At 71.5% G+C, this 15686-nt stretch carries 10 protein-coding genes, 1 tRNA gene and 1 pseudogene; 4 read left to right on the top strand and 8 right to left on the bottom strand.

Annotated features, from left to right (window positions below):
• Positions 1 to 119 precede the first annotated feature (119 nt).
• From kdpC to ACFXAM_RS10145, 6 genes are all read right to left on the bottom strand, one after another.
• Entirely contained in the window at positions 120 to 743 is a 624-nt protein-coding gene (kdpC, locus tag ACFXAM_RS10170; RefSeq protein WP_380289398.1) for a potassium-transporting ATPase subunit KdpC, read from the bottom strand.
• A gap of 19 nt (positions 744 to 762) precedes the next feature.
• Positions 763 to 2901 (bottom strand): potassium-transporting ATPase subunit KdpB, encoded by a 2139-nt coding sequence (gene kdpB, locus ACFXAM_RS10165; protein WP_380289397.1) that lies wholly within the window; start codon positions 2899 to 2901, stop codon positions 763 to 765.
• Positions 2901 to 4562 (bottom strand): potassium-transporting ATPase subunit KdpA, encoded by a 1662-nt coding sequence (gene kdpA / locus ACFXAM_RS10160; protein ID WP_380289395.1) that lies wholly within the window; start codon positions 4560 to 4562, stop codon positions 2901 to 2903. The genes kdpB and kdpA overlap by 1 nt, the downstream gene beginning before the upstream one ends.
• A 1-nt stretch (position 4563) precedes the next feature.
• Positions 4564 to 4653 carry a K(+)-transporting ATPase subunit F gene (gene kdpF, locus ACFXAM_RS10155; RefSeq protein WP_380249463.1) on the bottom strand — a complete coding sequence of 30 codons (90 nt, stop codon included), beginning with the start codon at positions 4651 to 4653 and terminating at the stop codon, positions 4564 to 4566.
• A gap of 377 nt (positions 4654 to 5030) precedes the next feature.
• Positions 5031 to 7073 (bottom strand): APC family permease, encoded by a 2043-nt coding sequence (locus ACFXAM_RS10150; protein WP_380289393.1) that lies wholly within the window; start codon positions 7071 to 7073, stop codon positions 5031 to 5033.
• 298 nt (positions 7074 to 7371) lie between these two features.
• Entirely contained in the window at positions 7372 to 9192 is a 1821-nt protein-coding gene (locus ACFXAM_RS10145; protein WP_380289391.1) for an APC family permease, read from the bottom strand.
• A gap of 340 nt (positions 9193 to 9532) precedes the next feature.
• On the opposite strand from ACFXAM_RS10145, the gene ACFXAM_RS10140 reads away from it, so the two are divergent.
• On the top strand, positions 9533 to 10207 hold the full coding sequence (locus ACFXAM_RS10140; protein WP_380289389.1) for an HAD family hydrolase: 675 nt from the start codon (positions 9533 to 9535) through the stop codon (positions 10205 to 10207).
• Positions 10208 to 10272: 65 nt separating this feature from the next.
• Here the strand turns inward: ACFXAM_RS10140 and ACFXAM_RS10135 are convergent.
• Positions 10273 to 10353, bottom strand: a tRNA-Tyr gene (locus ACFXAM_RS10135).
• Positions 10354 to 10568: 215 nt separating this feature from the next.
• On the opposite strand from ACFXAM_RS10135, the gene ACFXAM_RS10130 reads away from it, so the two are divergent.
• A complete protein-coding gene (locus ACFXAM_RS10130; protein WP_380289387.1) occupies positions 10569 to 11057 on the top strand; it encodes a YajQ family cyclic di-GMP-binding protein in 489 nt (162 codons plus the stop codon).
• Positions 11058 to 11082: 25 nt separating this feature from the next.
• Here the strand turns inward: ACFXAM_RS10130 and ACFXAM_RS10125 are convergent, their stop codons facing one another.
• Complete coding sequence (locus ACFXAM_RS10125; protein ID WP_380289385.1) at positions 11083 to 12402, bottom strand: tyrosine-type recombinase/integrase; 1320 nt, start codon at positions 12400 to 12402, stop codon at positions 11083 to 11085.
• 597 nt (positions 12403 to 12999) lie between these two features.
• Between ACFXAM_RS10125 and ACFXAM_RS10120 the strand changes: the two genes are divergently transcribed.
• Positions 13000 to 13218 (top strand): helix-turn-helix transcriptional regulator, encoded by a 219-nt coding sequence (locus ACFXAM_RS10120; protein WP_380289383.1) that lies wholly within the window; start codon positions 13000 to 13002, stop codon positions 13216 to 13218.
• Positions 13219 to 13616: 398 nt separating this feature from the next.
• Positions 13617 to 14725 (top strand): annotated as a pseudogene (locus ACFXAM_RS10115) (DUF3631 domain-containing protein).
• The last annotated feature ends 961 nt before the right edge of the window (positions 14726 to 15686 follow it).

The raw sequence follows: 15686 nt of genomic DNA, 5'->3' as shown, positions 1-15686 counted from the left end.
CTGGGGCGCTGCTCTTTCTTTCGGCGTCGGTTGGGGGACCCGGCGGGCGGGCGGGTCCGGGCGGGGGGCGCTCGCCCGGGTCCGGACCGGCCCGCCTCAGGTGCTCGGCCGAGCTTGTGTCACTTCCGCTCCGCCAGTGCCTTGTTGAGCAGGAGGACGTTGACGCCGGGCTGTCCGAGGAAGCCCAGGGACCGGCCGTCGGTGTACTTCCCGACCAGCTCGCGGACGGTGTCCACCGGCAGGTCGCGGGCCTTGGCGACCCGTTCGGCCTGCTGCTCGGCGTAGGCGGTGGAGATGTGCGGGTCGAGGCCGGAGCCGGAGGCGGTGAGGGCGTCCGCCGGGACGCTCGCCGGGTCGACGCCGTCGAAGGCGGCGACGGCCTGGCGGCGCTCCTCGACGGTCTTGGTGAGGTCCTCGCTGGTGGGGCCGAGGTTGGAGGCGCCGGAGGCCTTGGGGTCGTGGGCGCCGGGGCGGGGCTGGAACCACTTCGGGTCGGGGCGGGGGGCCTCGTCCGGGTCGTCGGGGTTCTGCTTGGGGAGGTCGAAGTTCTGGCCGAGCAGGCCGGAGCCGGCCTCCTTGCCGTCGACCTTGACGATCGAGCCGTTGGCCCGATCGGTGAACACGGCCTGGGCGACGCCGGTGACCAGCAGCGGGTAGGCGATGCCGAGGAGCACCGTCAGGACCAGCAGGGCGCGCAGCGCGGTGAGGCAGGTGCGCACGGCGGTGGGCAGGGGCTTGGACATGGAACGCTCTCCTCTCTTGCTAGTTGAGGCCGGGGATGAACTGGACGACCAGGTCGATCAGTTTGATGCCGACGAACGGGACGACGAGGCCGCCGAAGCCGTAGAGGCCGATGTTGCGGCGCAGCAGGGAGCCGGCGTCGGAGGGGCGGTAGCGCACGCCGCGCAGGGCCAGCGGGATGAGGCCGACGATGACCAGGGCGTTGAAGACGATGGCCGAGGTGATCGCGGACTGCGGGCTGTGCAGGTGCATGATGTTCAGCTTGTCCAGGCCCGGGTACACGGCCGCGAACATCGCCGGGATGATCGCGAAGTACTTCGCGACGTCGTTGGCGATGGAGAAGGTGGTCAGCGCGCCGCGGGTGATGAGGAGCTGCTTGCCGATCTCGACGATCTCGATCAGCTTGGTGGGGTTGGAGTCCAGGTCGACCATGTTGCCGGCCTCCTTGGCCGCCATGGTGCCGGTGTTCATCGCGACCCCGACGTCGGCCTGGGCGAGGGCGGGGGCGTCGTTGGTGCCGTCGCCCGTCATCGCGACCAGCTTGCCGCCGGCCTGCTCCTTCTTGATCAGGGCCATCTTGTCCTCGGGGGTGGCCTCGGCGAGGAAGTCGTCGACGCCGGCCTCCTCCGCGATCGCCCGGGCCGTCAGCGGGTTGTCGCCGGTGATCATGACGGTCCTGATGCCCATCCGGCGCAGCTCGTCGAACCGCTCCCGCATGCCCTCCTTGACCACGTCCTTGAGGTGGATGACGCCGAGCACCCGGGCGGGCGCGTCACCGCTCCTGACCGCGACGACCAGCGGGGTGCCGCCGGCCGCGGAGATGCCGTCGACCAGGGCGGAGACCTCGTCGGTGACGGTGCCGCCGTTGCCGTCGACCCAGGCGGAGACGGCCGCGGCCGCGCCCTTGCGGACCTGCTGGAGCCCTTCCGGCTCGTCGAGGTCCACCCCGGACATCCGGGTCTGCGCCGTGAACGGCACCCAGGTGGCGTGGGCCAGCTCGCCCTGGGCGCGGGCCCGCAGGCCGTACGCCGTCTTGGCGAGGACCACGATCGAGCGGCCCTCCGGCGTCTCGTCCGCGAGGGAGGAGAGCTGGGCGGCGTCGGCGAGTTCCTCGGTGCGCACGCCCCGGGCCGGCCGGAACTCGGCGGCCTGGCGGTTGCCGAGGGTGATGGTGCCGGTCTTGTCGAGCAGCAGGGTGGTGACGTCGCCGGCGGCCTCGACGGCGCGGCCCGACATCGCCAGCACGTTGCGCTGCACCAGCCGGTCCATGCCCGCGATGCCGATCGCCGAGAGCAGCGCGCCGATCGTCGTCGGGATCAGCGCCACGATCAGCGCGACCAGCACGATCATCGACTGCGGGGCGCTCGCGTAGCTCGCCATCGGCTGCAGGGTGACGACCGCGACCAGGAAGACGATGGTCAGCGAGGCCAGCAGGATGTTGAGCGCGATCTCGTTGGGCGTCTTCTGCCGGGCGGCGCCCTCGACGAGCGCGATCATCCGGTCGATGAAGGTCTTGCCGGGCTCGGAGGAGATCTTCACCACGATCCGGTCGGACAGCACCTTGGTGCCTCCGGTCACCGCCGAGCGGTCACCGCCCGACTCGCGGATCACCGGCGCGGACTCGCCGGTGATCGCCGACTCGTCGACCGAGGCGACGCCCTCGACGACGTCGCCGTCGCCGGGGATGGTCTGGCCGGCCTCGACCACCACGTGGTCGCCCAGCCGCAGGGCGGTGCCGGGCACCTCCTCCTCGGCCCGCGACGCCGGCCAGCCGGTGAGGCGGCGCGCCATGGTGTCGCTCTTGGTGCGGCGCAGGGTGTCGGCCTGCGCCTTGCCGCGGCCCTCGGCGACGGCCTCGGCCAGGTTGGCGAAGACCGTGGTCAGCCAGAGCCACACCGTGATCGCCCAGGCGAACACGCTCGGGTCGGCCACCGCCGCGACGGTGGTGACGACGGAGCCGACCTCGACCACGAACATCACCGGGTTCTTGACCATCACCCGGGGGTCGAGCTTCTTCACCGCGTCCGGCAGGGAGGACAGGAGCAGTTTCGGGTCCAGCAGGCCGCCGGCCGCGCGGTGCGGCGCCCCGGCGGACGCCGGCTCCGGCTGCGGGGCCGGCGCACCGGCCCGCTCGGACTCTTCGGTCAGGGTGGACGACATCAGGAGAGACCTTCCGCGATCGGCCCGAGGGCCAGGGCCGGGAAGTAGGTGAGGCCGACGACGATCAGGACGACGCCCGACAGCAGGCCCACGAACAGCGGCTTGTGGGTGGGCAGGGTGCCCGGGGTGGCGGGGACCGGCTGCTGCTGCGCGAGCGCGCCGGCCAGGGCGAGGACGAAGACCATCGGCACGAACCGGCCGAACACCATGGCCAGGCCGATCGCGGTGTCGTACCAGTCGGTGTTGACCGTGATGCCGCCGAACGCCGAGCCGTTGTTGTTGGCGCCCGAGGTGAACGCGTACAGCACCTCGGAGAAACCGTGCGCACCGGTGTTGAGCATCCCGGCCCGCTCGCCCGGCAGCGCCATCGCCACACCCGTGCCGACCAGCACGATCGTCGGCGTGGTGAGGATGTAGAGGGAGGCGAACTTCATCTCCCGCCCGCCGAGCTTCTTGCCCAGGTACTCCGGGGTGCGTCCGACCATCAGCCCGGCCACGAAGACCGCGACGACGGCCAGCACCAGCATCCCGTAGAGGCCCGAGCCCACCCCGCCGGGCGCGATCTCGCCCAGCATCATGTTGAACATCGTCAGCCCGCCGCCGAACGGCGTGTACGAGTCGTGGAAGGAGTTCACCGCGCCGGTCGAGGTCAGCGTCGTCGACGCCGCGAACATCGAGCTGGCCGCGATGCCGAAGCGCTGCTCCTTGCCCTCCATCGCCCCGCCGGCCGCCTGAAGGGCGCTGCCCGCGTGCTGCGACTCGGCGAGGGTGATCAGCGCCGTCGAGGCGATCCAGAACAGCGCCATCACGGAGACGATCGCGTAGCCCTGGCGGTGGTCGCCGACCATCCGGCCGAAGGCGCGCGGCAGCGCGAACGGGATCAGCAGGATGAGGAAGACCTCGACCAGGTTGGAGAAGCCGCTCGGGTTCTCGAAGGGGTGCGCCGAGTTGGCGTTGTAGAAGCCGCCGCCGTTGGTGCCCAGCAGCTTGATGACCTCCTGGGAGGCCACCGGCCCGCCCGGGATCGCCTGCGGGTCGCCGGCCAGCGTGGCGACCTCGTGGAAGCCGTGGAAGTTCTGCACCACGCCGCTCGCCACCAGGACGAGGGCGAAGACGACCGCGACCGGCAGCAGCAGCCGCACGCTGATCCGGGTGAGGTCGACCCAGAAGTTGCCGACCCGGTCGGTGCGGTTGCGGGTGAAGCCGCGGATGAGCGTGGCGACGACCGCGATGCCGACGGCCGCGGAGACGAAGTTCTGCACCGCGAGGCCGGCCATCTGGGCCAGGTGCCCCATCGCGGCCTCGCCGCTGTAGGACTGCCAGTTGGTGTTGGCCGTGAAGGAGATCGCGGTGTTCCAGGCCTGGTGGCCCGGCATCTGCTCGACGCCGAGGTTCAGCGGCAGCCACTGCTGGAGGCGGATCAGGCCGTAGAGGAAGAGGACGGAGACCGCCGAGAAGGCCAGCACCGAGCGCAGGTAGACCGGCCAGCGCTGGTCGGCGTCGGCGTCCACGCCGATCACCCGGTAGAGCGCCTTCTCGGCTCTGAGGTGCCGGGAGGTGGTGAGGATGCGGGCGATGTAGTCGCCCAGGGGGCGGTAGCACAGGGCCAGGGCGCCCACCAGGGCGAGGACCTGCAGCCAGCCCGCGAGAGTCGAGCCCATGTCAGAACTTCTCCGGGTGGATCAGCGCGAGGACGAGATAGCCGACGAGGGCGACGGCCACGATGAGACCTGCGATGTTCTCCGCGCTCACAGCTTCTCCACCCCCCGCGCGATCAGGGCGATGACGCCGAACACGGCGAGCGTGACGGCGACGTAGATGAGATCGGACATGGCTCCACCACGGTGGCTCGGAGGTGGCCGCGTCGCCCGCGACGGAGCGGGGGGTGCGGCGCCGGCGGCGGGCCGGCAAGGCCAGCCAACCGCCCTCACGGAGCGTCAAGGGCTCCCTTGACGCCCTCCATACGGCGTCCGTTCGATTGTTGACGGGCTCCATACGGGGCGTTGTCCGGGCCGTGACCGGGGGCGCCGAGGCCCGGGGCGGCGGGTGCGTCGAAGCCCCGGCCGCGGGTACGCCGAGGCCCCGGGCGGCGGGTGCCGTCCGGGGCCTCGTTCCGGTGCGCGGACGCGCTACGCGCGCTCGGGGGTCCTGCTCCTCGCCTGCTCCGACCGAACGGAGGGCTCCCCGCGCCGGACCGCGCCGGGGGCGCGCCGCGAGGGCCGGTTCGCCCGGCCCGCGGAGGTCAGCTGCCACGGCACGCTGATCACCATCACCCCCGGCGTGAACAGCAGCCGGCTCTTCAGCCAGAGCGCCGACTGGTTGTGCAGCAGGTGCTCCCACCAGTGGCCGACCACGTACTCGGGGATGAAGACCGCCACCGCGTCCCGCGGGCTGGTCCGCCGCCGGTCCCGGACGTACTGCACCACCGGCTTGGTGATCTCCCGGTACGGCGAGTCCAGCACCTTCAGCGGCACCTGGACGTCCAGCTCCCGCCACCGGCGCTCCAGGTCCCCGGTGGCCTCCGGCTCCACCGCGACGGTGAGCGCCTCCAGCGAGTCCGGCGCGAACGCCTGCGCGTAGCCGAGCGCCCGCAGGGTCGGTTTGTGCACCTGGGAGACCAGCACGATGCCGTGCACCTTGGACGGCCGCACCGCCTCGGCCCGCGCGTCGTCCACCGCCAGTTCCTCCGCGACGCTGTCGTAGTGCCGGCGGATGCCGCGCATCATCAGCCAGAGCACCACCGCCGCGACCACGGCCAGCCAGGCGCCCTGGGTGAACTTGGTCAGCAGCACGATCACCAGCACCAGCGCCGTGGTGACGGCGCCGAAGAAGTTGATCGCCCGGGAGCGGCGGGCCGCGCCGCGCACCGCCGGGTCGGTCTCGGTGGCCAGGGCCCGGTTCCAGTGCCGCACCATGCCGATCTGCGACAGCGTGAAGGAGGTGAAGACGCCCAGGATGTAGAGGTGGATCAGGCTGGTGACGTCCGCGTCGTACAGCCAGAGCAGCCCGCCGGCCACCACCGCGAGCGCGATGATGCCGTTGGAGAAGGCCAGGCGGTCGCCGCGGGTGTGCATCTGCCGGGGCAGGTAGCGGTGCTCGGCCAGGATCGAGGCGAGCAGCGGGAAGCCGTTGAACGCCGTGTTGGCGGCCAGGATCAGCACCAGCGCGGTGACCGCCTGGACGGCGTAGAACAGGACGCTGTGGTCACCGCCGAAGATCGCCGCCGCCAGCTGGGCGATCACGGTCTGCTGCGGCGCGTTCGCGCAGTTCCCGGGGAAGCCGCTGAGGTGGCAGGTGTCGTCGGCGATGTGGACGTCGGAGATCAGCGCCAGGGAGGTGATGCCGACGAACATCACCACGGCCGTGGTGCCCATCACGGCCATGGTGGCGGCGGCGTTGCGCGACTTCGGCGCCCGGAAGGCCGGCACGCCGTTGGAGATCGCCTCCACCCCGGTCAGCGCCGTGCAGCCGGAGGCGAACGCCCGCAGCCCCAGCATCAGCAGCCCCAGCCCGGCCAGGGTGTCCTTGCCGTCCTCCGGAACGATCCCGTACGCGGCGCTGGAGGCCACCGGCGCGTCGCCGAACGCCACCCGCACCAGGCCGGTGACCACCATCAGCAGCATGGCGCCGATGAACAGGTAGGTCGGCGCGGCGAAGGCCTTGCCGGACTCACGGACGCCGCGCAGGTTCATCGCCATCAGCAGCAGCACGAAGCCGAGCGCCAGCTCCACCCGGTGGTCCGCCAGCGAGGGCAGCGCCGAGATGATGTTGTCCACGCCGGAGGCCACCGAGACGGCGACCGTCATCACGTAGTCGACCAGCAGCGAGGCGGCCACCACCAGGCCCGAGTTGGCGCCCAGGTTGCGGGAGACGACCTCGTAGGAACCGCCGCCGCTCGGGTAGGCGTGCACGACCTGGCGGTAGGACATCACCACGACCGCCATCAGCGCGACCACGCCGGCCGCGACCCACGGGGTGAGGTAGAGGAAGGCGGTGCCGCCGACGGTGAGCACCAGCAGGATCTCCTGGGTCGCGTAGGCGACCGAGGAGAGCGGGTCGGAGGCGAAGATCGGCAGGGCCAGGCGCTTGGGGAGCAGGGTCTCGCCGAGCTCCTCGCTGCGCATGGCCCTGCCGATCACGAGGCGCTTGAGCGCCTGGGGCACGTTGAACACATCGGCGAGCGTAAGCGTGTGCGACGGGCGCGCAATGGGACGTTCCGGCGTGCTCATGACGTCAGGATTGACGGACGGGCGGGATGTTTCCGCAGGTCGGAGCGGCTACGCGCGAGGCGTTCCGGGTGGGGCCGGGGCGTTTCGAGGGCGTCAAGGGGGGGCGTTAAGACATCGTCAAGATATGACGATCCCGCCATTTACATGGGGCATATCATGGCAATTCCTCCGGGGGGGGCGATGACCGGGGTGCTCACCTTCGGGGTCACGCCCGTCGTGACATCCACCGTCGCGCCCGTCGTCACATCCTCATCCGGAGCCGGCAGACCACCGCGTCGGTGTGCCGGCGCAGCGCCCGGTCGATGACGGCGCCGCGGCGGTTCTGCAGGGCGCGCTGCCAGGGGCGGGTGGGTTCGACCTCGGGGATGAGGACGGTGAGGCGGTCGTAGGCGTGCTCGGCGGCGAGGTCGTTGACGAAGGCGGCGATCGGCGGGCCGAGTCGGCGGTGGGCGTCCGGGATCTCGATCAGCGGCACGCCGGGCCGCCACAGCTCCCAGTCCCGGCGCAGCGCCTCGGCCTCGGCGGGCTCGTGGACGACGGTGACGGCGAGGACTTCGTCGCCGAGGGAGAGTGCGGCGGAGAGGCCGTCGCGGGTGAGCCGGGTGATGGCGGTGACGGGGACGACGACCAGGCTGCGCTGCGGGGTGAGCGGTCCGGGGACGCGTCCCAGTTCCAGGCGCTCGCCGATCCGGGCGTAGCCGCGGTGCACCGCCTCGAACAGCAGCACCAGCAGCGGCAGGGCCAGGCAGATGCCCCAGGCGCCGTCGGTGAACCTGGTGCCGGTGACGACGAGGGCGGCGGTGCCGGTGAGCAGCGCGCCGAAGCCGTTCAGCGCCGCCCGCCACCGCCAGCCGGCCGGCTTCCCGCCGTACCAGTGGCGGACCATGCCGACCTGGCAGATCGTGAAGCCGACGAACACCCCGATCGCGAAGAGCGGGACCAGGCTGTTGACGTCGCCGCCCGAGCCGACCAGCAGCAGCGCGGAGACGGCGGCCAGGAAGAGCACGCCGTGTCGGTGCACCTGGCGGTCGGCGCGCAGGGCGAAGACGTGCGGGAGGTGGTGGTCGCGGGCCAGCAGGTGCAGCAGGACCGGCAGGCCGCCGAAGGAGGTGTTGGCGGCCAGGCCGAGCAGGACCACGGTGGCGAACTGCACCACGTAGAAGCCGGCGCCGTGGCCGAGCGAGGCGTCGGCCAGCTGGGCGAGCACGGTGACGCCCTCGACCGGCTGGAGGTGGAAGCGGCCGATCAGCACCGCCAGTCCGATCAGCATCACGCCGAGCAGCGCGCCGAGCGCGACCTCGGTGTGCTGCGCCCGCTTCACGCCCGGCGCGCGGAAGGACGGGACGGCGTTCGCCACCGCCTCCACACCGGTCAGCGCGGAGCAGCCGGCCGCGAAGGCCTTGAGCAGCAGCAACGCACCGACCGCCGTGGCGTTCTCCGTCAGCACGGACGCGTGCCCGTCGGCCGCCGCCGTGCTCACCGGCGCGTCCCGGAACAGGCCGGCCACGACGATCGCCAGGATCGAGAGCACGAAGACGGCGGTCGGCGCCATGAACCAGCGGGCCGACTCGGCGATCCCGCGCAGGTTCACCGCCGTGACCAGCGCCAGCACGCCCAGGCAGAGCCACACCCGGTCCTCGTACAGACCCGGCACCGCCGACGTCAGCGCCGCCACGCCGGCCGTCACCGACACCGCCACGTTCAGCACGTAGTCGACCACCAGCGAGGCCGCGGCGGTCAGCGCCGTCCGTCGCCCCAGGTGCGCCTTGGCCACCGCGTACGAGCCGCCGCCGTCCGGGAAGGCCGCGATGACCTGCCGGTACGAGGCGACCAGCACCGCCAGCAGCACCGCGATCGCCGCCGTGACCGGCAGCGTGAACCCCAGGCCGTACGCCCCCGCCGCGGCGAGCACCAGCACCACGGACTCCGGCCCGTACGCCACCGAGGCCATCGCGTCCAGCGACAGCGCCGCCAGTCCGCCCAGCGCGGTCAGCCGGTGCCGGTCCTCGGCGCCGGCGGCGGTATCCGGAGGCTCTGTGGTGGCGGCGAGGGTGCTGGACATCGGACGGAACCTCCGCAGTCGATCGGTTGCCCCGATCCTGCGGGTGCCGGCCGGCTGCACCCCACGGCCCCTACGCGTTCCTGACGCGCCGTCGCCCGCTCTTGACGAGCCCTTGACGGCGACTGGGCGGGGTGGGCGGACCGCTGTCCCGGCGGGCGCCGGTTGGGAAGACGATCAGCTCTTACGGAGGACTCCCGGCGCGCTCACGCACGGCCGGGACTGCTCGGCGGTGAAGCTGAACGGTCCGGCCCCACCCTGCCCCACCACTGTGCTGCCTGGGTCAGGTAATTGCAAGTCATTCGCAATAACGCCACCCCTCGCACTCCACTACCCTCCGCACATGCCCCAGCACTCTCCGCCCTCCCCCCTGCTCCTCATCGACCTGGACCACACCCTCGTCGAACGCGACGGCGGCGCCGACGCCTGGGCCCCCGCCTTCTGCGCCGCCCACGGCCTGCCCGCCGAGGCTGCCCCCACCGTCTTCGGCCTCTTCCTCACCGACCGCTCCCCCGCCGGCTTCACCCGGATCGCCGCCCACTACGGCCTCCCCCGCTCCGGCACCGCCCTCTGGAAGGAGCACGTCGCCCACGAGGCCACCCGCACCCACCTGATCCCCGGCGTCCCCGAAGCCCTCGCCGCCCTCCGCGCGGCCGGCTGGACCATCGCCGTCGTCACCAACGGCTGCACCGACATCCAGCGCGCCAAACTCGCCCGCACCGGCCTGCTCCCCGCCGTCGACACCGTCTGCGTCTCCGAGGAGGCCGGCGCCCGCAAGCCGGCCCCCGCGATCTTCCACCTCGCCGCCACCCGCCTCGGCCGCACCCTCACCCCCGCCGACTGGATGGTCGGCAACAACCCCGCCACCGACCTCCGCGGCGCCCACGCCACCGGCCTCCGCTCCATCTGGATCACCCCCTCCCCACCCCCGCCCCTCCCCCCGTCCCACCCCACCCCCACCCACACCGCCCCCGACACCCCCACCGCCGCCGCCCTGCTCCTCACCCTCCCCCACTGACCCCGGGAACGACAAAAGGCCCCCGGTCCACGTCTCCGTGAACCGGGGGCCTTCCATCTATCCTGTGGCTGGTGCAGGGTTCGAACCTGCGTAGCTTGCGCGACAGATTTACAGTCTGCTCCCTTTGGCCGCTCGGGCAACCAGCCAGGATGTTCGCCTCCCGGGGGCTTGCCCCGTTCGACTGGGTAAACCTTACCCGATGCCGGGGGGTGGTCCGCCACCTGGTTCCGTGGGGCGCGATCGGCGGGTGTGGCGCGACTGTCCTGGGCGGTGGCGGGGGCGGGCTGGATAGGCTGGGGCGGCGGGCGTCCGGTGGGGCGGCCGTGTCAGTGCAGCCAGAGCATCAAGGAGACCAACACCCATGGCCGACTCCAGTTTCGACATCGTCTCGAAGGTCGAGTGGCAGGAGGTCGACAACGCGATCAACCAGACCTCCCGCGAGATCGCCACCCGCTTCGACTTCAAGAACGTCGGCGCCGACATCAAGCGCTCCGGCGAGACGATCGAGATGAAGGCCAACGGCGAGGAGCGCGTCAAGGCCATCCTGGACGTGCTGCAGAGCAAGTTCATCAAGCGCAACCTGTCGCTGAAGGCGCTGGACGCCAAGGACCCGCAGCTGTCCGGCAAGGAGTACAAGATCTTCGCGGACGTGAAGGAGGGCATCTCCCAGGACGATGCCAAGAAGATCGCGAAGATCATCCGTGACGAGGGCCCCAAGGGCGTGAAGGCCCAGGTCCAGGGCGACGAGCTGCGGGTGAGCTCGAAGAGCCGGGACGACCTGCAGGCCGTCCAGGCGCTGCTCAAGGGCAAGGACCTGGACTTCGCGATCCAGTTCGTGAACTACCGCTAGCAAACCCCGCTGACCTGCGGAAACGCTAGCTTTTCGGCCCGGGAGGGCACATCGAGGGCACAATGCGGAAGACAGCCTCGATCGCAGCCCTCGTTGTGTCCTCCTCGTCCGGCCACAGGTGGGTGTAGGTGTTGAGCGTGATCGACGGCTTGGCGTGGCCGAGGCGCTTCTGCACCGTCTTGACGCTCTCCCGGTGCTTGATCAGCACCGAGGCGTAGAAGTGCCGGAGGTCGTGCATCGTCGCGTCGTCCGGCACCTGGCGGAGCGTCGGCTCCCCGTCGGCCGGCCGGCCACGGCGCTCCCAGCTCTTGAACGCGCCCTCGTACTGCTTCCGCAGGGTCTTGTCGGCGACCCGCGCAAGGTTCTCCCAGACCGACGCCCAGGCCGCACGGCGGATCGCCTCACCGCGCTCGTTGGTGAAGACGAGCAGCGCCTTCCGCCGCTTCCACTTGGAGGGGCGCGGGTCGGTGCGGTCCTCGATATCGACCCGGCGAGCCGGGTACTTCTCCAGATGCGCTGCCAGCGCATCCATCGCGGGCTTGGCCACCGGAACCGTCCGGTGGCTCTCGTGAGTCTTCGGCGGCGCGAGGTAAGGCTCGCCCTGATCCGGAGCGATCACCTGCTGCTTCACCTGGACGGTGCCGCGCTTGAAGTCGATGTGCCCAAGCTCAAGGCCGAACAGCTCGCCCTGCCGCAGCCCCGAGGCCGCTGCCAGTAGCAGCAGCACCCGGTACCAGCCAGGGGCGGCGTCGACCAGGGCCGCCACAACCTCGACGGCAAGCGGGACGATCTCCTTGCGCGGCGGAGGCGGCAGCCTCACCCCCTTCGTCGGGTTGAACGGAATCTGGCGGTCGAGCTCCGCGACGCGAAAGATCGCAGTCACGTAGCTGTAGTGCACCCGCAGGGTCGACGGCGCCAGGACCTTCGAACGGTCCTTGACCCAGCCCTGGATGTCCGAGGTCCTGAAGCCCGCGATGGCCCCGTCGCCGAGGATCGGATAGATGTGCAGGCGAAGGGCGCGGTCGACGCGCTCGACGGTGCTCGCCCCGTGGACGGCGCTCTCCCGCCATCGCTCGCCGACCTCACGGAACGTCTCCTTGCCGAGGGCGGGGTCGATGTAGGCGCCGCGGTTCAGGTCGTTGTCGAGACGGGAAGCCTCCGCGTCAGCGTCCGCTCGCCGGGCGAAGTTGAGCTTGCGCTGCTCGCCGCTGGGGTCGCGGTAGCGGACCTGCCAGCGCTTGCCCTTGCCGTGCTCGGCGGTCGGGTACTTGCCCTTGTGCTCGCGGCAGGGCTTGTCGGTCGGCCGGGGGTGGGTCTTGTGCCAGGTGTCGTAGACGGTCGCCATTCGGCTCCTTCGGTCGGGGGCATGGGAGGGCGCGGCCCGTGGCCGGCGATTGGGTGAAGTGGTGACGTGAGGCGCAACGCTTGATTGGCGGCGCGTTGGGAGGCGCACGAAAGCCGCTCTCCCGGGGTGGGTGTTGGATGTTTATCGACCGGCAGCCATTTGTCAAGGAGAAGCCGCCGGATCATCCCGGGCAGACTGGATGGTGTCCGATCGTGCCGAATCGTCCCGGGCTTCCAGGATGCTTTTCAGGTGGGTCCGCACAAAGGCCTCGGAGCCGGTCAGGGAAGGTCGGAAGCCCGGGGCATCGCCCCTTCTGCCCTGGTCGGACGCCTGCGGCGGGGCTGATCAAGATTTTTTTCGGGGAAACCGCCGAATTCCTGGCTCGGGAGCTATGCCAGCAGATAGCGTCTTCAACGGCCGCCGCGAAAGTGGAACCTCCGCACTCCCGTCGGACGGCCGGTAAGCCAGCCCCGGACCCTTTTAGGTTCCGAGCCGGGTTGCATGGAGACTTCCCTCCTCACGGCCTCGGGACGCCCCATTCTTGGGGCTTCTTCGGCGCGCCCGCACACCCCCCTTTCCCTACCTGTTGGAGACCTCTTGCCCAAGACGTTCCGCGCCGCCACCACCGATCGCCGGCCACTGGCCACCGCGGAGGAGCTTGCCGCGTACCTCGGTGTCCCGCTGGGCACCGTGTACGCCTGGCGGCACCGCGGCCAGGGCCCGGCCGCGATCAAGGTCGGTCGGCACCTGCGCTACCGCTGGACGGAGGTGGAGGCCTGGCTGGACGGCCAGCGCGCCGACCACGCCGCCGCCTGATCCCGCTCGTCCCACCACCGCGCCGAAGCCCGGAAGCCGTTTCGTCCACCGCCGGCTGATCTTGCGCCCCACGATGGATCCCGGCCCCGAGCGGTCCTACCGTTCGCGCTGGCCGCCGCACCGCTCACGCCTGGCGAAGGCCCACTCTGCGGCACCCCCATCTCCTGTGATCCTCTGCCCCTTTCGCGGTGCGGCAGCTTGCCGCCGCACCGCAGTCTGGAGTCCCCGCCATCACCTCCACGCCCCACCTGCCCGAGGTCGCCTGGCCGCCGGTCGCCAACCCGGGCCAGCCCGGCGCCAGCCTCCACGCCCAGCCCCTGGCCGAATCCACAGCCGGCGGAGAGTCGGGCGCGCACGACGACGACCTTGCGGCAGACGGCACGCCGGACCTCGACGCGATGCCGCAGTCACCGGGTGCCGATCTGCTGACGGAGTTGCACGCCCACATCCGCCGGTACGCGGTCCTACCCTCCGCGGAGGCGCTGGATGCGGTCACTCTGTGGGTCGCCGCGACGCACCTGCAGGCGGTGTGGCACCACGCGCCGCGCCTGGCGATCGTGGCTCCGGCCCGCCGGTGCGGCAAGTCCCGCCTGCTCGACATCCTGGTCGAGACCGTCCACGATCCCCTGATCACGGTCAACACGAGCGCGGCGGCGATCTACCGCTCGATCAGCGACCGGCCCAGGACCCTGCTGGTCGACGAGGTCGACACCATCTTCGGCAACCCCCGCACGGCCGAGATGAACGAAGGCCTGCGCGGCCTGCTGAACGCCGGCCACCAGCGCAACCGGCCCGTCACCCGGTCGGTCGGCAACGACCACCAGGCCGCGAGTTCGACACCTTCGCCATGGCCGCCCTCGCCGGGATCGGCGACCTGCCCGACACGATCATGGACCGGTCTGTCGTGATCCGCATGCGCCGCCGTGCCGACGGCGAGGTCGTCGCCCCGCTGCGGGACCGCCGCGACGGTCACCTGCTGCGGGAGACCCGCGCCAAGCTCGCCCTGTGGGCCTCCCTCGTGCGCAAGAAGGCCGAGGACCTGCACCCGGACATGCCGGTCGAGGACCGCGCCGCCGACACCTGGGAACCCCTGGTGGCCGTCGCCGACCTCGCCGGCGGCTCGTGGCCGGACCGCGCCCGCCTGGCGTGCGCCCAGATGGTCGCGGCCGAGGAAGAAATCGAGGAGGACAGCTGCGGCGGCGCGCGGATCCTCGCCGACATCCGCCGGATCTTCTTCACCCACGGCGACACGGACACCCTGCCCACCACGGCGATCCTCGCGGCGCTCAACGACGACCCCGAGGCGCCGTGGGCCGAGCACGGACGCGGCGGTCTCACCGCCCGAGGGCTGGCCGGACTGCTCAAGGACTACCGGATCTCCTCGGCCAACATCCGTCTGCCCGACGGCACCCAGCGCAAGGGCTACACCTTCAACAAGTTCGCCGACTCCTGGCGCCGCTACTGCCCCAAGATCCACCCGCTTCCCCAGCGCGCCCCGGCCGGCTGACCCCGACCCCCGGGTGGGGTAGATACCGTCACCGACGTCGCATCCGCTCTCCCCACGCCCACCACCGGGACGGCAGCCTTCCGAGAGCCGTCCGGCACGGTCTGCCGAGCACAAGTCGGGCGGCCGGACCGAACCGGACCAGCTGTACCGGACCAAGACGGCAACGGGACGGAGCGCCACCCCATACGGTCCGGGCGCGGCAAAGGACTTCGGCACGCGAGACGGATGAGACGGACCGCCGCACTCAACCCAGCCGGACCGGTCCAGGGTCCGCAGCGTGCGGTCCGGCCCGGCGTCCGGCAGCCTGTCCGGACGCACGGTCCGGAAGCTGCCGGACCATCTCCTGCGCCAGGCCATCGGACCGTCCGGTCGGCCTGCATGGACCGGCGCGACGGTCCGGACGGACCGATCGGTCCGTCCGTCGGACCGAATCTACCGACCATCCGTTCACGGACCGCGCCAGCGGACCGGACCGTTCGGAACGTGGTCCACTCACCGGCCAAGTGGACCAGACCGCTTGGACCACTCGGTCCGGTCCGCTCGGTCCGGCAGTCCGTTAAGAGAGCGGACCGTCGGTCCGTCCGCCTCACGGTCCGTCCGCACTTCGCCCATTTGACCGATCCGCCCGAAGACGCAGGAGAGGCTCCCTGACCGATCACCAGCACGACCCCGAGCACGCCGACCACCCCGATGCCGGTCTGAAGACGCTTCTCGACTCGCCTACGTTCGCCCGTGACCTGCGGCAGGCGTTCGGCCCAGGTGCCCCTGGCGGAGCAAGCAAGTGGCTGCGCCCGTCCTACGGACGGTCGCAGCCGAAAGCCCTCGCCCGAGAGGGCGAGGACCAGCCGGTGTTGGCGCGCGCGCGGGGGCCCGCGGCGTCACCCGCCCACCCCCCCGCGGACGCGGCCCGGGGGGGGGTGGAGCCCGGGGGCTTGTAAACCAAAACGAGCCCCCCCGACAA

It is taken from the genome of Kitasatospora sp. NPDC059462, from assembly GCF_042749955.1.
In the GTDB taxonomy this organism is placed as follows: Bacteria; Actinomycetota; Actinomycetes; order Streptomycetales; family Streptomycetaceae; genus Kitasatospora.
Note: the sequence above shows the minus strand (reverse complement) of the source record. Positions and strands in the feature narration are given on the sequence as shown.

What these genes read in the sequence shown, in the direction of transcription:
- kdpC (WP_380289398.1), bottom strand. Translation starts at nt 743, where the DNA reads ATGTCCAAGCCCCTGCCCACCGCCGTGCGCACCTGCCTCACCGCGCTG.
- kdpB (WP_380289397.1), bottom strand. Translation starts at nt 2,901, where the DNA reads ATGTCGTCCACCCTGACCGAAGAGTCCGAGCGGGCCGGTGCGCCGGCC.
- kdpA (WP_380289395.1), bottom strand. Translation starts at nt 4,562, where the DNA reads ATGGGCTCGACTCTCGCGGGCTGGCTGCAGGTCCTCGCCCTGGTGGGC.
- ACFXAM_RS10145 (WP_380289391.1), bottom strand. Translation starts at nt 9,192, where the DNA reads ATGTCCAGCACCCTCGCCGCCACCACAGAGCCTCCGGATACCGCCGCC.
- ACFXAM_RS10140 (WP_380289389.1), top strand. Translation starts at nt 9,533, where the DNA reads ATGCCCCAGCACTCTCCGCCCTCCCCCCTGCTCCTCATCGACCTGGAC.
- ACFXAM_RS10130 (WP_380289387.1), top strand. Translation starts at nt 10,569, where the DNA reads ATGGCCGACTCCAGTTTCGACATCGTCTCGAAGGTCGAGTGGCAGGAG.
- ACFXAM_RS10125 (WP_380289385.1), bottom strand. Translation starts at nt 12,402, where the DNA reads ATGGCGACCGTCTACGACACCTGGCACAAGACCCACCCCCGGCCGACC.